At 43.4% G+C, this 17,433-nt stretch carries 14 protein-coding genes; 5 read left to right on the top strand and 9 right to left on the bottom strand.

The annotated features are described in order from the left end of the window. Window positions 1-293 precede the first annotated feature (293 nt). The gene (locus ID165_RS10665; protein WP_225587072.1) at window positions 294-764 is read left to right on the top strand and encodes a transposase; all 471 of its coding nucleotides are present in this window, start codon (window positions 294-296) and stop codon (window positions 762-764) included. Between the two features lie 52 nt (window positions 765-816). Here the strand turns inward: ID165_RS10665 and ID165_RS10660 are convergent, their stop codons facing one another. Then, a complete protein-coding gene (locus ID165_RS10660; RefSeq protein WP_192350396.1) occupies window positions 817-1,188 on the bottom strand; it encodes a helix-turn-helix domain-containing protein in 372 nt (123 codons plus the stop codon). Between the two features lie 108 nt (window positions 1,189-1,296). On the opposite strand from ID165_RS10660, the gene ID165_RS10655 reads away from it, so the two are divergent. Beyond that, window positions 1,297-2,259: an NmrA/HSCARG family protein gene (locus tag ID165_RS10655; protein ID WP_192350394.1), complete on the top strand. Its 963-nt coding sequence runs from the start codon at window positions 1,297-1,299 to the stop codon at window positions 2,257-2,259. Window positions 2,260-2,465: 206 nt separating this feature from the next. Beyond that, window positions 2,466-3,302 carry an oxidoreductase gene (locus ID165_RS10650; RefSeq protein ID WP_192350392.1) on the top strand — a complete coding sequence of 279 codons (837 nt, stop codon included), beginning with the start codon at window positions 2,466-2,468 and terminating at the stop codon, window positions 3,300-3,302. Between the two features lie 1,426 nt (window positions 3,303-4,728). Here the strand turns inward: ID165_RS10650 and ID165_RS10645 are convergent. From ID165_RS10645 to ID165_RS10630, 4 genes are all read right to left on the bottom strand, one after another. After that, complete coding sequence (locus tag ID165_RS10645; protein ID WP_192350390.1) at window positions 4,729-5,940, bottom strand: PepSY domain-containing protein; 1,212 nt, start codon at window positions 5,938-5,940, stop codon at window positions 4,729-4,731. A gap of 51 nt (window positions 5,941-5,991) precedes the next feature. Beyond that, a complete protein-coding gene (locus ID165_RS10640; protein WP_192350388.1) occupies window positions 5,992-8,472 on the bottom strand; it encodes a TonB-dependent receptor in 2,481 nt (826 codons plus the stop codon). Window positions 8,473-8,692: 220 nt separating this feature from the next. Continuing rightward, a complete protein-coding gene (locus ID165_RS10635; protein WP_192350386.1) occupies window positions 8,693-9,649 on the bottom strand; it encodes a FecR family protein in 957 nt (318 codons plus the stop codon). Window positions 9,650-9,775: 126 nt separating this feature from the next. Continuing rightward, on the bottom strand, window positions 9,776-10,312 hold the full coding sequence (locus ID165_RS10630) for an RNA polymerase sigma-70 factor (RefSeq protein WP_192350383.1): 537 nt from the start codon (window positions 10,310-10,312) through the stop codon (window positions 9,776-9,778). Between the two features lie 333 nt (window positions 10,313-10,645). Between ID165_RS10630 and ID165_RS10625 the strand changes: the two genes are divergently transcribed. Both ID165_RS10625 and ID165_RS10620 read left to right on the top strand, forming a co-directional pair. Next, window positions 10,646-10,927 (top strand): DUF1835 domain-containing protein, encoded by a 282-nt coding sequence (locus tag ID165_RS10625; protein ID WP_192350381.1) that lies wholly within the window; start codon window positions 10,646-10,648, stop codon window positions 10,925-10,927. A gap of 842 nt (window positions 10,928-11,769) precedes the next feature. Further along, the gene (locus ID165_RS10620; RefSeq protein WP_192350380.1) at window positions 11,770-13,104 is read left to right on the top strand and encodes an IS110 family transposase; all 1,335 of its coding nucleotides are present in this window, start codon (window positions 11,770-11,772) and stop codon (window positions 13,102-13,104) included. Window positions 13,105-13,819: 715 nt separating this feature from the next. On the opposite strand, the gene ID165_RS10615 is transcribed toward ID165_RS10620, so the two are convergent. The 4 genes from ID165_RS10615 to ID165_RS10600 all read right to left on the bottom strand — a co-directional run bounded on the left by ID165_RS10615 (window position 13,820) and on the right by ID165_RS10600 (window position 16,940). After that, entirely contained in the window at window positions 13,820-14,131 is a 312-nt protein-coding gene (locus ID165_RS10615; RefSeq protein WP_192350378.1) for a hypothetical protein, read from the bottom strand. Between the two features lie 135 nt (window positions 14,132-14,266). Further along, on the bottom strand, window positions 14,267-15,292 hold the full coding sequence (locus tag ID165_RS10610) for a BsuBI/PstI family type II restriction endonuclease (RefSeq protein ID WP_192350376.1): 1,026 nt from the start codon (window positions 15,290-15,292) through the stop codon (window positions 14,267-14,269). After that, window positions 15,267-16,307: a DNA cytosine methyltransferase gene (locus ID165_RS10605; RefSeq protein ID WP_225587071.1), complete on the bottom strand. Its 1,041-nt coding sequence runs from the start codon at window positions 16,305-16,307 to the stop codon at window positions 15,267-15,269. The genes ID165_RS10610 and ID165_RS10605 overlap by 26 nt, the downstream gene beginning before the upstream one ends. Before the next feature lie 66 nt (window positions 16,308-16,373). Further along, window positions 16,374-16,940: a hypothetical protein gene (locus tag ID165_RS10600; protein ID WP_192350374.1), complete on the bottom strand. Its 567-nt coding sequence runs from the start codon at window positions 16,938-16,940 to the stop codon at window positions 16,374-16,376. Between the last annotated feature and the right edge of the window lie 493 nt (window positions 16,941-17,433).

Below are 17,433 nucleotides of genomic sequence, written 5' to 3'. Positions count from 1 at the left end.
CCCTATTTTAATAGGACGAGTCAGTGTGTAAATCAATATCAGTATTTAAACTCTAACCTGTACCCTTTTTTTTAATAGGACTCTCGAAAGTGATTCGGAGCAGAAGCGAATCGGGAATGACCAACCAAGCTTACTTTATTCTTTATTTCATCTGGAGCAGTGCCGATCGCCCTCTCTTTAAGGAGAGGGAGGGGTGAGGTAGACTTAGTCAATTGCAAATTGAATTGGATATCAGGGTGGAATTACAAATCCCACCCAGTCTCGACTAGCGATTTAACTACACCCAGACGGGGATGAGTTTCTCCACCGTGCTATCCCTGATGAGCGAAGTCGGACCGAAAGGAATCAAAAAGTTCAAAAGCGCCAAACACTTTGCCTCCTGGCTACGACTAGCTCCCAACAACAAAGTAAGCGGAGGAAAACTCCTGTCCAGCAAAGTGCCTAAAGGAAGCAATAGACTAAAAATCGCACTCCGAAACGCTGCCAATGCCATCGGAAACCTTAAAGAATCCACTCCTCTGAGGGACTTCTTCCAAAGAATTAGCTTTAGAAAAGGTCGAGTCTCTGCCATCAGCGCCACAGCACGAAAATTGGCGGTGACCATTTGGAACATGGTAGTAAAAGGAACTCCAAACCTCAACCCGGAAGGGTACCTGTTCTTAGACCAAAAAAGAAAGCTGGGATTAGTTAAGAGGATAAAGAAGCAAATCGATAAATTCAGTCTCACAGAAGAGGATCTAGGCCTTAAAACAGCTGAATTTTAAGGCTTTAAAGTGCCGTTAGTCAGAAGGCTACTAGCGACACACATTCAGACAACTAAACAGTAACAAACTCACCTTTTTCACTGATAACTTGATTTCCCCATTCTGTTATTGCTTCTAAAATCGGGACAAAACTTTTCCCCAAATCAGTTAAGCTATAAACAACTTTAATTGGCGGTTTTCTACCGGAAACTTTCCGGGAAATTAAACCGTCCTTTTCTAATTTTTTCAACTGTAAACTTAAAGTCATTTCCGTAACAGACGGCAATTCTTTACGAAGTTCACTATATCTTTTCGGCTCATCTTTTAAATGATAAAGAATAACTGCTTTCCATTTTCCGCCAACCAAATCCATTGTTAGGCTTACCGTGCAAGGGTAGGTTTTCCCTTTCAGTTTTACAAAATCGCCAATGCATTCTGTTTTCATTTCTCAATGTTTTCAACCTATCTGATTTGATAGTTATTGCAAATGTATATTACTCAATTTAGTTTTGCAACTATAATAATTATAGTATACATTTTAAATATTAGAAAAATGAAGGATTCAGTAACAAAAAAATCAGAAAAGCCACTTATTACCATTGTCGGTGTTTTGGGCAAACAGGGCTACAGTGTAGCACGAACGTTGTTAGAAAGCGGACGCTATCGGGTACGTGGTATTACCAGAAGGATTGATTCGCAAGAGGCGATTCAACTAGCAGAACAGGGAGCAGAACTTGTGAGTTTACCGCTCGACATCGGACATAAAACAGAGTATGTGGAAGCATTCCGTGGCTCGGACGGCGTTTTCCTGTTGACACCAATGATTGTCCCACCAGCTACCCACGAATTTGAATTGGGAAAGCAGTTGGCAGATGCTGCCGTTAAAGCAGGTGTAAATCATATCGTTTTCAGCAGTTTGGAAAATGTAGATAAAATTTCAGGAGGAAAATTGTTTGCGCCACATTTTACAGACAAAGCGGAAGTAGAAGAATATATCCGTGGCCTACCCATAACAAGTTCATTTATCTATATGGCTTTCTTCTTCACCAATCTAATTGAATTTTATACCCCTAGATTAGATGGTGATACGCTTGTATTTCCGATTTACTTGCCCAAAGATTTTCGTGCACCATTTGTTGACCCTATAACCGCCACGGGACCTGCCGTTCTAGAAATATTTTCCAATCCTGATAAATATTCGGGAAAGTCTTTGCCTGTCATAGGTGATATTATTTCCCCACAGGAAATAGTTGAAACCTTTACAAAAGTTACAGGAAAAAAGGCTGAATATGCTTCTGCGTATTCACGAGAAGAATTCCTCAATCACTTTCCAGAACTTAGTTCAAATGACGGTTTGGTAAGGGAAAATTTAGGAATGGCAGAATATGCCGTTGAATACGGATATTTCAGCAAAGACCGAGACTTATTGTGGAGCAGGCAAATAAACCCAGATTCACTTACTTGGGAACAATTTCTACGTAATACAAACTGGAAAGGAGAAAAACGCTCTTATTGACAGCCTGAACCGCTAACAATGGGCTAAAAGTTATGCCGGCTGACGAGCGTGTACTAAATGAAGTGTAACTTAGTTACGTGAGTGCCGGTAACTGCGGAAGTGGTTCATAATACAGCACAGCTTCTAGCCTTAGTCGTTAGTCAGAATTAAATAATGACTAATCCAAACATACTAAGCACTAGTAATTCACCTATAAGACGAGAACGATGAAAAATAAAATTTGGCTTATCACAGGAATTTCAAGCGGATTGGGTAAAGCTTTTGCCCAATCCGTTATTGAAAAAGGAGACTTTGTGATTGGAACATTCAGAACCCAATCACAGGTTGAAGACTTTAACAAACAACATAAAGATAATGGCTTTGCTATTGAACTGGATATTTCAAACGAAACTGAAATTGACAAAACAGTTGAATCCATTATTTCAAAATTTGGACGTATTGATGTTTTAGTTAACAATGCGGGGATGGGTTTTGCAGGTGCTATTGAAGAAACCTCAACCCAAGAAGTGAGACAGGTATTTGAAGTAAATTTCTTTGGTACTCTAAAACTGACACAAGCTGTTCTACCATTTATGCGTAAAGAAAAGAAAGGACACATTATTCAGATTTCATCACACGCAGGGATAAAAGCTTCTGCAGGTTTTGGCATTTATAATGCCAGTAAATTTGCCTTAGAAGGTTTTAGCGAAGCAATGGCACAAGAAGTTGCCCCTTTAGGAATAAAGGTGTCAATTGTTGAGCCAGGGCCATTCCGTACAAAGTTTGCAGATAAAGGAAAAGGACTTGAAGCAAAAAAAGAGATCTCAGACTATTCGGAAACCGCAGGTGCTTTTAGGAATAAGTTGAAAGGAATTGACGGAAAACAAGAAGGCGACCCACTAAAAGCATCCCAAGCGATTATCGACTTAGTTAATTCAGAAAATCCGACACTTCGCTTACCACTTGGAAAGGTTGCATTAATGACAATCGGAATGAAATTGGACAGTATAAAATCGGACTTGGAAGCGAACAGAAAAACGGCTGAAAATGCTGTATATGAATAAAAAATGTGCCACAACAACGTGTATAAGCAATAGCGGTTCAGGTGCAAACTCGAACCGCTTTCGCATTTTAACCTAAATCAATGCAGTCTTCAGACTGCTGTTCCGAACTAGCTTAAGCTGTTTGTGGAGGCACGACCGGCTGCGAGGTGATTACTTGAGCTTCCACCTCTACTACCTACACAAGACAGCTCAAATTTAGCACCTTGGTTTATTTTTAAGGTGCGTGGGGAGGCTGCAATAGCGGGCCAGACGGCTGGTAAGCGGGTGAGGACAAGCCGTTGAAAATTCTTTCGGTGAAAGAATTTAGGCTTGGGCCAGGCTGTGGGGTGGTGAAGGAGTTAAAAAAACAAACTAGCCCCCGAGTGGGCGAGGGGGCTAGTTTGTTTTTAGCCTGACTATGAGCCAATAAATGAATTGTCCGAAGGCAATTCAAGGCTGATTTCGGGCGAGGATTTTTGGATACTTTTGATCCCAAAAGTATCGAAGAAAAAAACCTCAACGCCATCGATATTGGTCAATAGAGGAATTGAGGACTGACAAAATACATTACAGCCCCTTTTTCCACCTCCTGCACTTACTCTCTTATCCCACTAAATCTGTAGGCAGGAGACAATTGCCTTGTTTCCATATTCGACCTAGGGTTGAAACCCTAGGCTATTAATCTGTCATGCCTACGGCATTGATTCGTTTTTACGGTGTATAGTGCTTACCTGATCTTCCGTATTTACTACCTACACAAGACAGCTCAAATTTAGCACCTTGGTTTAGTGTGAGGGTATGCCCTTGGGGATATGTGGTTTTTGGGACGCAGGAGCAGCCGTGAAGAAAATTGGCTAGCTCGCGACTTTGGAGCGAGATCCGCCTATTTTTAGGCAGCGAGAAGTCCCAAAAATCAAATCGGTCTTCAATCGTTAGAATTTATTGATTTCTTAACCGATTTGAAACATAGCCTCGGGCGAAGGCTTTTGGATACTTTTGGCCTCAAAAGTATCGAAGAAAAAACACCTCAATGCTATCGATATAGGTCAATAGGGAAGTTCGCCAGACTTTCCATTGACCTATATGAACTTAGCACTACTCCTCAGACCACACCTCTTTTCCAAAACAAGCCACATCTACAAAATCCCCCTTGCCCCCTTTGACAAGGATAGTTTTCTATGACAATATAGGTGCTGAAGGGGGAGTGGCGCTCGTTTCCAGACTGCTGACAGAATTAGTATTGCCGTTCGTCACGACACGAACGGCGGCGCAGTGCTTACCTGATCTTCTATCTTTACTACCAACACAAGAGCATTGATATTCATTGCCTTGGTTTAGCGTGTGGGCATGTTGGCTTGTCCCGATCTTGCTTACACTTCGGGAGCGTAGCGTATCGAGAAGGTTGCGAGCTAGGGTTGTCTTCCCATTTTCCAACTGCTCCCTGAGTTTACCTGCTGGAGGAATGTACGTCGAAGGCAGTTTCTGAACCCGTCGAGGATGATGATTCTCCCTGACTTGATTTACGTTTCTTTTTGCCCCAGTGCCTATTATACCAAATTAAAAATCCGGAAATCGGAAGAGTAGCGCAGATAAACGAAATAACAAATGCCAGTAGCTTGCCTGCAAGACCTCCTATACTTCCCACATGAATGTCGTAATTCAGTTCTTCCAGTTTTTCTCCCGGATTTTTATCCTCAAATACCAACGTTCTTAACAGTGCCCCGCTGTATTGATCATACTGCTGGGTGACAGAGGCTGAGCTAGGTTCTTTTCTTACGACTATATTTATCGGACTTACCGGAGTTCTGGGAAAATAGAACGTGTAGGCAATGGCGTCAGGGTATTGCCGGCTGGCACTTTCCAAAATCAATGGAAAAGGATTTTGCTTGGCAAGGGCAGTACTGTCAGAGAGCACTTGGGGAAGGGAGGTATAGGTGTTTCCCGAATTTGCAAGCCATTTAGCACTATTACCGACCCATTCAAAAGCCCAAAACAGACCGGTAAGGGCAAAAATCAAAGCAAAGAAGAGGGAATAAAACCCGGGAATATTATGCAAATCAAAAACTTTCCGTTTCCATCCTGTGCTATTTTTCCACTTAAACCAGTATCTGGCTTTTTTTGCCTGTTTGTTTTTTGGCCACCAAAGGATCAGCCCACTGATCAGGGAAAAGGTGAAAATCAGTGTAGCCATACCGACAATGGTTTTGCCGATAGCGGTGTTTAGAAGTAAGCTCCAGTGCAGGTATAGCACTATCCTGAAAAAGTCGAATTCCGAATTTTCATGACTTATAAGTTCTCCGGTGTAAGGGTTTAAGAAAATAGACTCATAATACTCCTTTTCATCCCAATACCACATCCCTGATTCCGTACTTTCTTTGAAAGCCCTGAAGTGAACCGTTCTGTTTTTGTCATTGTAAATTTCTACGGTGGATACGGGCTTTTCCAGACCCCATCTTTGTTGTGCAATGTCAATCAGCTGTGTTATCGGTAGCGGGTCGTCTGCAGCCTGCCGGACAAATAACTTCTCATGATATACGACTGGGACAATTTCATTAATGAAAGCATAGATGCACCCCGTGATGCCCAGAATAACGATGATCAGACCTGATGTCAACCCCAGCCATAAATGTATGATTCGAAATGTCTTCTTAAAGTTCATGGTGTAAAGAGCCGGCCAAAACCCGGAAAGTCTTGGCCGGCTTGGTGCTGATTAGAATCGTAATGAGAAGTTGGCGGCGAAATTGGCAGGGGCTTGGGCATTGCCATAATGATCCCAATACCTGATGTCAGTCAGATTATTGGCTTTTATCTGAATTCCCCATTTTTCGGAATTGTAGTGCATAGCGGCGTTGAGCATGGTGTATTCGGGAATGAAAAAGGTGTTGGCGGTGGTGCGATAAAACCGGTCTACCCAGTTGGCTCCGAATCCAACCCCAACTCCTTTGAGTGCTTGCTGAAGAGTATAGGACACCCAGAGGTTCGCTACATTTTCAGGGGCATTGGCGGCCTTGTTGCCCTCGATGCTTTCATCGGAAGCCCGGATGATCCGGTTATCATTGTATGCATATCCGGCCAGAATATTCAGTCCTGTAATAGGCTCTGCGATTATTTCCAGGTCCAGTCCCTTACTTTCCTGTTTCCCATCCTGCACAGTGAAGAGGTTCTCGTCTATTCGGGTGGCATTATCAATACGGATGTTGTAGTAACTGCCCGTGAAACTGAGTTTTTTGTTCAGTAATTCTAGCTTGACTCCGGCTTCTGCCTGATTGGCAAATAGAGGGTCCAGTGTCAATCTACTTCCATCGGGCTGTAGTGCAGGGGCGACATTCTGGAAGCCGCTCATGTAGTTGGCAAAGATTGATACCTTCTCCGGTACAAACTGATAGACAGCACCCAGCTTGGGAGCCAGGGAGGTTTGGCTGAATCCATCATCATCAAGTTCCTCCAGAGGATCTCTGTCAAAATGATCCACCCTCAATGCCAGCATCAAAGAAAGTTTCCTACCCAGTTCCACCACATCGGTAGCATATAGACTTGTTGTCTTTTGATCTGCCGTAGGGTTGTCAATAAAGACAGCGTCCTGATCTAGTTGCTGGCGGGTAAGGGGAGAAAATCCTTCAGTCAAATCTATGGTGTCAATGACTCTGGATTCAGAAAAGAGAAATTTGCCGGAGAAATGCCGGAAATTAGCCCCTACCAGTAGCTTGTGAGTCACACTTCCTGTGGTTAAACTCCCGTTGAAGTTTTGTTGCAGGTTGGTGTACCCGTTATACACCGGACCATAGATGCCTGCCGCCCGCATTGCTGTGGTAGGACTGGTCCAGATTACGGGACGCTGATAGCTATAATCCACATTTTCTGACACATGGGAGAACAAAGTGGTGGAGTGAAATGTATCCGATAGCCTATATTCTGCCTGCGCAAAGAGTTTTGTGGAATAATTCTTAACATCCGCATTTTCATGATATAGTGTGGCGCGATAATCCAACGCTATATCTTCAGGCTGAAGAATATCAGGTGAATTGATGATAAAGTTCATCGGTTGGGTGTTGTTGGCTTTCAGATATTCCACATCCACTAGGAGCTTTAGCCGATCAGTGACTTGATAGGTTAAGCTGGGAGCCAATAATAATGTATTGTTGAAGCCATAGTCCAAAAAACTCTGCTGCTTGTGAAGTGCAGTGTTTAATCTAAAAAGAACTGATTTGTCCTTGTTCAGAGGTGTATTGATATCCGCAGACAGCCGGTTAAGTCCAAAACTTCCTGTGGTATAGGAAATCTCAGTACGGCTTTCTTCCATAGGCTTTTTGGTTACTAGGTTTACCAACCCTCCAAAGGAAGAAACAGAGGCTCCGAATAGTGTCGCGGAAGGGCCTTTAAGTACTTCGATACGTTCTAGGTTTGCGATATCCAGCGCAGAGCGCTCTGATGAGGTCTCCATTCCGTTACGTGAATTGACGCCGATCCCAAATCCCCGGAAAAAAGTACTCAGTCCTCCTGAAGGATTGATTACCGGTACTGCCCCGGGGGCGTTTCTGATGGCATCCTGTATCGCAAAGGTGACCTGCTCTTTGATCAGTTTGCCCGTGATTACATTATAGACTTGGGGGTTTTCCAGATTGGTGAGAGGCATACGCGCTACATAAGCCGTTTCTTTTTCGGCAAATATATTGACATTGCCCTCCGGTCGGTCAGAAACTTCGACCTGATCCAGCTGCCTGATGTCTTCTTCCAGTACAATACTTCCCAGCTTAATGTTTCGGTCTTTTTGGACATTTACCCTGATAGTTTGCGGTAGATAGCCTACCATCCTAATCTCAAGTTCTTTGTTGCCCTCAGATATACGGCTTAAGTAAAAACTGCCGTCTGAAGAGGTGGAAAGTCCAATTTCCTCTCCCAAAACCACAATGGATGCGTATTCAAGGGGTTGTTTGTCTGGGCCGGTGACGGTGCCGCTCAGCTGCCCATAGCCCAGAGGCGCAATGCTGATCTGTCTTCCTGTTATGTCAAATTTCAAAGCCGTCTGGCTTTCTAGCTGATAGAGAATATCGGAAACACTGATATTGCGGTAGGGATCAAAGGCAATTAGTTTGTCCAGGGAGACCAGCGTGTTACTGTATACAAATGTGAACGTAGTCTGTTCTTCCATTTGGCTCAGCACTTCTTTGAGGGGTAGTTTATTGGCGCTCAAGTGCAGAAGTTTGTCAGCATCGCTCTGAGCATGTGCTGGGAGAAACGGGCATATAAATACAGCTAGAAATAGGGGGTAAAAGGCGATCCCCACATGGAATCTTAATCGTTTAAATTGCATATTTACACTAGGTTTTAATTTGTTTGGGTGACCACTCGATGGATTGAAACTGTTTGCCGGGTATGTTGACGCATACCCGGCTCAATTGGAATTAGTTATTTTACTTAGAAGATTTTTGTGCTTGGTTGTTTTGTACTGCAATCCCAGCCTTTTCCCTGCTGAAAGAGAGGTTCGTGGTTTTACTTAGTAACTGAATGATTTCATTGAGATTCTCCTGTTTAAACTTCCCGGTAAACGAACGTTCTTCATAGCCCCTGTTTATAAATCTCACAGCAAACCTTCGGGAGATAACCTCCAAAACTTCCTGAATAGGTGTATCCTCAAACCAGAGTGTATCCTGTGTCCAAGCAGTGATCCGTTCGGTATCAATCTGCTGGATAAGTTCGATTTGTCCGGTTTCTTTATGGTAAACAAGTTGCTGTCCCGGAAGGAGTAATTGCTCCCTTCCCGATGCGCTGAAGCTAATGCTCCCTTCGGTAAGAGTGACGGTGACCCTGTTTTTCCCTGCATGGTTACTTACATTGAACTTGGTCCCCAACACTTCGATTTTTGCTTCGCCCACGCTTAGGATAAAGGGACGCTTGGGGTCTTTTGCAATGTGAAAGAAGGCCTCGCCATGCCCCATTTCCATTTTTCTGGAAAAAAATGAGAAGCGGGAAGGATAGGTAATAGAAGATCCTGAATTGAGGGCTATACTAGTTTGATCGGCTAGTATGACATTTCCCTGTTTTCCTTCTGCCACCTCAAACGTTGTATTGGTAGAGAAAAGACTGTTTAGTAATCCGGAATATAGCGTGACTCCAATGCAGCATATAAGTGCTACGCTCGCGGCCCATCTCAGCCAGGGGATTTGTATTGGTTTTGATTCGGGTTTAGCCGGACTGATATGGGAAGAAAGGTTTTTCCAGATAGCTGCCACGACTTCATCTTCCTGATTACTAGGGAGAATATTTTCTGTCTCCTCTTCCTCCTCTAGCCATTGTTGCACAGCTACTTTTTCTGCTGGGCTGCATTCTCCCTGATGGTATTTTAAGAGTAATTTTTCTGTGATCTTCATTCCAAGCTTTTCAAATGCGATACCGCATACACTGTAGTAGTAGCAAAGATTGGAGTTTACCCTACCTCGGAATGAAAAAAACTTTTATGTCCTCATTCTGGAAGACAACAAAGAAATGTTGGTGGATCAATGTTGGAATTCCTTCAGGCTCTTTCTGAAGACTGAGAGTGCTTTGGTAAGATGTTTTTCCACCGTCTTGACCGAAATCAATAAACTGGATGCGATTTGTGAATTGGACATCCCTTTAGTCCGGCTCATTTCGAAGACTTCCCTGCAGCGGCAAGGTAATCGGTCCATGATCTGAGTAACTTCATCTGTGAGGCTGTTGTAAAAAATCTGGTTTTCCGTGCAGTTGCTTTCATTGCAGAGGTCAACTTCGATACGCTCTTGGTACTTCGTTTCTACTGCCTTTTTCCTGAAATACTGGAAAACCTGAAACTTGGCGGCTTTGGTCAAATACTTTTCGTAGGACTCAGTAATGACTAGTTCATCTTTCCGCTCCCAAAGTGAAGTGAAAATATCCTGAGTCATTTCCTTGGACAGTTCAGCGTTCTGCGTATAGTTCAAGCAAATCCGATACACCTTTTTAGAATACTGAAAATAAATGGCTTCAAAAGTCTTTGCATTCAGTTCTTCGAAAGTTTTGTTGTCCCTAGTAAACATCCTGACAAGTGCGTGCTGGTGTAGAAAGTGCCAAATCTAAGAAAACCATCAATAGCTTCCGCTCTTATTTAGAATTAAAATAAATAAAAACTCATATAATTAGAGGTTACTTACGCTTGTGGGAAAAGTAAAGGGAAAAAAGGGATTAATTTCAGTGTACTTTTCACAATTGAAAACAGTGGAGCCTAAGACAGGCGGGTTCCAGGCTGTTTACGGTTGAGGTTTTCGAAACCTACTCATATCCCAACGCTATTCTACCTCCAGGGAGCACCAATGCAGAAATGACAACGGCTAGTTAGATAAGTGCTAATTTCCAGACCAAATACAAGTAAAATGAAAAATCTCGTCCACATCACTGGCGGTGACTCAGCCGGCTTCTCCCTTAAAAGAAGTATCGAACTACGGAATATTCCTATGCCTGAGGTAATTTCGTTGAAAGATGACCTACGTGTAGGTCCGCTCGGAGGAATAGATACCGAAACCGGTTATGACAAACGCAGAGAATGGTGGAATACCATCGCAGAGATGAGTGAAGACAGGGAGTATGTTGACTCGTTTTATGATGACCTGAAAAAATTGAAGCGTATCAAAAAAATATTGGTAATACCGAGTTAGCACCTTGGTTTATTTTTAGGGCGCATGGGGAGGCTGCAATAGCGGGCCAGACGGCTGGTAAGCGGGGGGAAGCATTATTGCAGCAAGGCTTTTGGATACTTTTGGCCTCAAAAGTATCAGAGAAAAACTACCTCAACGCTAGCGATTCGGGTCCATAGAGGAATTGAGGACTGACAAAATACATTACAGCCCTTTTTCCACCTCCAGCACTAACTCTCTTATGCCATTAAATCTGTAGGCAGGAGACAATTGCCTTTAACTTTTTCAACACCGGGTTGGAACCCGGCGCTACCCATAGCGCATGCCTACGGCATTGATTCGTTTTACGGTGTATAGTGCTTACTTCAGCTTTCGCCTCTTCTACCTACACAAGAGAATTCATGTTTTTAGCACCTAGGTTTATTTTTAGGGCGCGTTGGGAGTGACGCAGCACGAGGGTGCGATTGGCATGAGGGTGAGGACAAGCCGTTAAAAATTCTTTCAGTGAAAGAATTTAGGCTTGGGCCAGCGTGTAGGGGAGGAGGCGTCTTGACCCCGCCCGCCATCCTGTCTCCTCGCTATAAATGTCCACTGGACATTTATTTTACGCTCAGCCCTCCTTTTGGGCCAAGTGAAGGGCATTTTAAAAATGACACAACTAGAGGAAACATACGTATTATCATTACACGCCAAAGCAGTTAAGATCGTGTTTTGGATTAGTGCTAGATCCTGTGGTCAAGTGTGATTCCAGCCGCTATTGAACATCAGATTGGTGGCCGATAATTCGGACCCCGTTTAAGAGAATAACTATTCGTTAGCTGCTGGGCTTTGGCGTTTAAGTTCCATCCAAACGTTACCGCATCATGAAAACCAAAAATCAAGCAAAAGTCAGTATGATCAATCCCGATGCAGCAGGGATTGACATTGGAGGCTCCTTTCATTTCGTAGCCGTTCCTGAAGATAGATCCACATCCCCGGTAAGAAGGTTTGGAAGTTTTACCAGAGACCTCCATGACTTGGCAAAATGGCTGAAGGGATGCCATATCAAGACAGTGGCGATGGAGTCTACCGGTATTTATTGGTTGCAGCTTTTTCTGGTACTGGAAGAGTATGGCTTTGAGGTTTTTTTAGTGAACGCCCAGCATGTTAAAAATGTATCAGGAAGGAAAACGGATGTGCTTGACTGCCAATGGATCCAGCAGTTGCATTCCTATGGGTTACTATCGGCAAGTTTTCAGCCGGAAGATATGATAAGAACACTCCGTGGCTACATGCGGCACAGGAAGAATCTGCCCCAAGCGTATTCTACCCAGATACTTCATATGCAAAAAGCCTTCGAGCAGCTCAACATTAAACTTCACAATGTGATTACGGATATCACGGGGAAATCCGGCCAGCTTATCATCAACGCGATACTTGACGGAGAACGGGATCCCGAGAGACTTGCTTCATTGGCCGTAGGCCGGGTTAAGGCTTCGAAAGAGGAGATCGTATTATCCCTGGAGGGAACCCGGAAAGTGGAGCCTCTCTTTGAACTACGGCAATCCTATGAACTAAATCTGATATACAAGCAAAAGATAACCGACTGCGATACCCAGATCCAAAAACACATGGAGGAGCTGGCGGGCGAAAATGGAACCGGCAAATGCCAAGAAATTCCAAGGAGAGTATATAGTAAGAACAGGTTCAGCTTTAATGCCACCCCATACCTTGCCGATATTGTTGGCGTGGATCTTACCGGGATATTCGGTATCAGTGAAGTCTGTGCAATGGAGATTGTTTCAGAAGTTGGGGTGGATATGAGCAAATGGCCTTCTGAACGACAGTTCACCTCATGGTTAAATCTTTGTCCCCACAATCGGATATCCGGGGGGAAGCTGTTGAAAAACAAAAAGAAAAAGAGCAAAAACAAGGCGGGACAGGCATTTAGAATGGCGGCCTTTGCCCTCCAGAGAAGCGACCATTATCTGGGAGCTTTTTATCGGAGGATGAAGTCAAAAGGAGGGGCGTTGTTTGCCACAAAGGCCACTGCGAGAAAACTAGCTGTTATATTCTATCACATGGTAGGTAGCCAGTTGGAGTTTAATCCCATATCTCTGGAAGAATACGAGAAAAGCCATGCGGATCGGAAGCTAACATATCTCAAAAGACAGGCATCCAAATTAGGCTTGGAATTGATGCCTGCTGGGGATAGCTAGTTTTGTTTCTTAAGAGCCAAAAGGACAAAAGAGAAAATACATTAACACCATCGAAACATGTCAATAGGGCAGTTAAGCTAGACTTTCCGTTGACCTATATGATTTAAGTGCTACTCTTAGGACTACGCACTCTTTTCCAAAACAAGCAAATCTACAAAATCCCCCATACCCCCTTTGACGAGTCAATTTTCTATGACAATATAGGTGCTGAAGGGGGAGTGGCGCTCGTTTCCAGACTGCCGGTCAGAATTAACGTCAGCCGTTCGTGACGACACGAACGGCGGCTCGGTGCTTACCTGATCTTTTGTCTTTACTACGTAGACAAGACAGTTCAGATTCAGCACCTTGGTTTAGTGTTTAGGGCATGCCCTTGGGGATATGTGGTTTTTGGGACGCAGGAGCAGCCTTAAAAAAATTGGCTAGCTCGCGACTATGGAGCGAGATCCGCCTATTTTTAGGCAGCGAGAAGTCCCAAAAATCAAATCGGTCATCAATCTTTTGAATTTCTTGATTTTTTAACCGATTTGAAACATAGCCTCGGGCGAAGATTTTTGGATACTTTTGATCCCAAAAGTATCAAAGTATCAGAGAAAAAAGCCTCAACGCTATCGATGCAGGTAAATGGAGAAATTTAGGAATGACAAACTACCTCCAAAGCCCCTTTTCCACCTCCTGCACTTACTCTCTTGTCCCACTCCGGATTTAGTACATAAACTTATAGTGAGGGTGGAGAGAGCCTCTCCAAAAACCCTACAACATCACCCAGATCTCCCGCCGACTCATCCGTCAACTCAAACTCCTCAAACTCATGCCACTCATGATCCACAGCCGGGTTATAGGGCGAGGCATGCAGTCGGGGCAGCCCCCACTCATCAGGGACAAAAAACTCCTCAGAGATCAACTTCGGCAAGAGTAGGGCAGTGGCCTTATCTACGCTTATTCCTGTAGCATTCGAAAAGATCAGGGAGCCAAATTGCTTGTAATTATGGGCATCCCTATAGCGGTAGTTAAATCTGATATTCTCCATAGCCCAAAGAAAACCCCACCTCTTGCTTATAAAAAATCGCCGTCACCCATTGTCAGATAGAAAATAGAAATGGATTAAGCCGGGAATTACCAAATTCAATTTACTCTCGCATTGGGAGAAAGCTATTAACCAGACTTAAGGTAAAAAGCCACCGCTATAAGGCCCTAAAAACTTATCCCCGTTAAAATGCACTAAATGATCCGGATTGTCAGCTATCCAGACCTCCGTTTCCCAGGCTATATCCGCGATAAATTGACGGAATTTGGATCTATTCAGAAACGCAGTCACATATACAATTCCAGCTGTGCATTCAGAGGTGAGATTTTTCAGTTGAAGTAATCTTATTTCGCTGATCGGTCCGGATGAATGTACTGCTTCAATTAAGTATAGCCAGTTCTTTTCCTTGGAATAGGCGATCACATCCGGTAATTCTTCATGGGCCAACTCGAAAAACTTAAGTTTCTCCAGCTTTTCCTTTTCCAGGTATAAGTACTTGTCTGAAGTGTCCCCTATGTATAGCACTTCTGCTCCAAATCCATACCTCGGCAGGAAATCTTCCAGAATTGCTTTTTGAAGATCATTGTGCTCGCCTGACGAAAAGGTAAGCTTCCCTCCGGAAGGCAAGACAACTTCCACCCGTTTGATTTCCCGTGACCGCATCAGTTTTTCACTCAGCGGTACCATGTTTTTCAGTCTTTCCTTGACCTTTAAGTCCCAATCATCAGACCCAAATTCCCTAATGAGTTCTCCATAGCTGGGATTAATAGAATAACCTCTAGTGGAATCATTCGTCGCCGAATTGGGGCTTGATTGCAAAACAACCTCTGCTATTGTCAGTAGCTTTAAATCCTTTCTCCTGATGTCGTCATAAGATCCGGAACTGATCTTTTCAGAAAAATTTTTGTTGACATACTCAATGATCTCTCTGGTTTTTAGGGAGTATCCGTGGCTCAGGTCTTTGGTTTTTCCAAATCCACTTTTATTGGAAATATCCCCAGCAGCCAAAAAAGCAATAGCCATTCTTTCCAGCCTTCTGGGAGTGGCATTCATGGGAATGCCAAAGGAATCTAAAATATACAACGCCTGCTGAATCAGAAGTTGGACCCCTTTAGGTTTCTCAGCAAATGTCTTCAGTTTATCCGGCGTGATATATTGCTTCATTCTCAAATAAAACTAGTTGCTCATTCTCATTTACAGGATAAGGATTGCCGCTTTCCTTACCGATTAGGTGATTTTTTACAGTTCTTGCCAGATGATAGGCAAAATGTGGTGCCACGGCATTTCCTATCTGATTATATTGTTGAGTTTCTGTGCCCTCAAACTCAAACCAATCCGGGAAACTCTGAAGCCTCGCTGCCTCCCGAACGGTAATTCTTCTACGTCTTCCATCGCTTAATCTGATGCGATGCATATCACCTGTGGAGCCGGCCAAATTCCTGCATGTTAGTGTCCTTGCGGGACGATCTAGATAAAGATCCCTGGGATTGATGCATTTGGACGCTTTCTCATAATTGGCTACATAGCGATCCATGGAGGCGGTAAGAAACTTAGAGTTTTCCGCTACCTGAAAGGCCATCTGTCCCAATGCCTGCCCGGCACTTATTTTTCTACTCACCTTTGGAGGTAAATGAATTTTCGATTTCGAGCCGATTACAATTACACGTTCTCTATTTTGGGGTACTTCATAATTCACTGCATTGAGGAGCGAATATTGAATGTAATATCCCAATCCTTCCAAGGCTTCAATTACTTCCTTTAGATACCATTTATTTTTGTAAAGCATCCCCCTTACATTCTCAAAAAGCAATACCTCGGGTTTCAACTGTTCAACTGCTGATAAAAAGATAGGAAACCCGTCCCTTGAATCTTTCAGTCCCAGCTGTTTGCCTCCTACACTGAATGGCTGGCATGGAGGCCCGCCAATTAGCACTTCCGCTTTAGGATACGTTGACTCGGGACTGAGTGTGGTCTGAATACATTCTCCCAGCAGGTTTCTGTTATAGGTAGCGCAGGCAGCACCATCCATTTCATAGCCGATCGTTTTGAATCCATTGGCCTCAAACCCCAACGATAGGCCGCCACATCCCGCGAAGAGATCCACTACCGTGGTGTTGTGGTTATCATCGATCCAAGGTTTTAGCTTCCCGTTTATTTCTTCCCAATACTCCATATTCATAAAAATAATGGTTTTTATCCGACATTTTGAAGTTGATTTTCCGTCGGAATAGTAATCAACTTGTTTCTAGGTAGTTGCCTCTCCTTTTCTGATCACTCTTGCGCCGTTCTTTATTTTAGTAGGAATCAATCCCCAATAGTATTCGGTCATTTCTTTACACAACCCCAATAACTCTTGTAGGGTTTCCTCATATTCCTTCAGATCGAATGTCGCTTGATCCCTCATCACTCTTTTTTCTTTGTTTAATACATAGCGGTGCCTGATATAAAAGTCTTCCCCGGTGCTGGATTTTAAGATAATGGAGTGAACCAATTTGTTCCTTTCTTGCCGCAATTCGTCAAGTCTCTCTATCAAGGGCAGAAAAGCTTTTTCAGGACCACCATCGGACTTTTGGAGAAAGTTGCGGAGATTTTCAATTTTGTGGCCGGTTTTGGTATCTGCGAAAAAAGCAAAACGTTCACCTGTAATCCCCATTTTATATACTATGTCACTGACCAGAAAATCGGCATCGGTAAATGCTAGTGTAAGCTTTCCGATTAACAGTTTCAATTTATCCATAGCATCCTTTCTGATTATCAGATAAAACTCGGGTTTTTTAGAGAAGGATACAATCAATAGTTGTTTCTCAGACATTGATTGTCAGATAGCTGCAAAAATTTTGTGCACTAACCCCAGAGGGCTAATTCAGTTTTTAGATTTCTTCACCGAAGCCCTTCTGCCAAATCCCCTTGATCACCTACCCAACCTTCATAAACTCCTTTTCCGTATGTATCCATTTTTACAATTTAGCTATTCAATTAGTGTAATGGCTGGTGCATAGAACTCGCCAGCCTGCCTCAATATTTTAACCCCGGCGTTTGCAATTCTGCAATAACCCGATAGAGGGTGAGGTGAAAAACCACCCTTTATGGACCGATCTTGCTCCTAGTACAAGGCTAATCTAACGGCACCCTCTGCGCACCAATCTCTAACTGCTTTAAGCATCAGCATTTTACTGTTCGTATCCATAAAGCATAGAACTTCACCGATTTTTAGTAAAAAATGCAAATAATTCTCTGTTTTTCAGCGAAATATACCCTGTACAGGGTATGGATTTTCTTCAATATTTGCTTGTTCTTGTAAGAGT

Source organism: Algoriphagus sp. Y33 (assembly GCF_014838715.1).
Classification (GTDB): Bacteria; Bacteroidota; Bacteroidia; order Cytophagales; family Cyclobacteriaceae; genus Algoriphagus.
This window is presented reverse-complemented; position numbering and strand designations above follow the sequence as displayed.

Bases quoted from the DNA above. Each gene is read 5' to 3' on its own strand.
- ID165_RS10605 (WP_225587071.1), bottom strand. From the start codon at position 16,307: ATGAATATGGAGTATTGGGAAGAAATAAACGGGAAGCTAAAACCTTGG.
- ID165_RS10600 (WP_192350374.1), bottom strand. From the start codon at position 16,940: ATGTCTGAGAAACAACTATTGATTGTATCCTTCTCTAAAAAACCCGAG.
- ID165_RS10635 (WP_192350386.1), bottom strand. From the start codon at position 9,649: ATGAAGATCACAGAAAAATTACTCTTAAAATACCATCAGGGAGAATGC.
- ID165_RS10625 (WP_192350381.1), top strand. From the start codon at position 10,646: ATGAAAAATCTCGTCCACATCACTGGCGGTGACTCAGCCGGCTTCTCC.
- ID165_RS10620 (WP_192350380.1), top strand. From the start codon at position 11,770: ATGAAAACCAAAAATCAAGCAAAAGTCAGTATGATCAATCCCGATGCA.
- ID165_RS10655 (WP_192350394.1), top strand. From the start codon at position 1,297: ATGAAGGATTCAGTAACAAAAAAATCAGAAAAGCCACTTATTACCATT.
- ID165_RS10615 (WP_192350378.1), bottom strand. From the start codon at position 14,131: ATGGAGAATATCAGATTTAACTACCGCTATAGGGATGCCCATAATTAC.
- ID165_RS10650 (WP_192350392.1), top strand. From the start codon at position 2,466: ATGAAAAATAAAATTTGGCTTATCACAGGAATTTCAAGCGGATTGGGT.
- ID165_RS10660 (WP_192350396.1), bottom strand. From the start codon at position 1,188: ATGAAAACAGAATGCATTGGCGATTTTGTAAAACTGAAAGGGAAAACC.
- ID165_RS10665 (WP_225587072.1), top strand. From the start codon at position 294: ATGAGTTTCTCCACCGTGCTATCCCTGATGAGCGAAGTCGGACCGAAA.
- ID165_RS10610 (WP_192350376.1), bottom strand. From the start codon at position 15,292: ATGAAGCAATATATCACGCCGGATAAACTGAAGACATTTGCTGAGAAA.
- ID165_RS10630 (WP_192350383.1), bottom strand. From the start codon at position 10,312: ATGTTTACTAGGGACAACAAAACTTTCGAAGAACTGAATGCAAAGACT.
- ID165_RS10645 (WP_192350390.1), bottom strand. From the start codon at position 5,940: ATGAACTTTAAGAAGACATTTCGAATCATACATTTATGGCTGGGGTTG.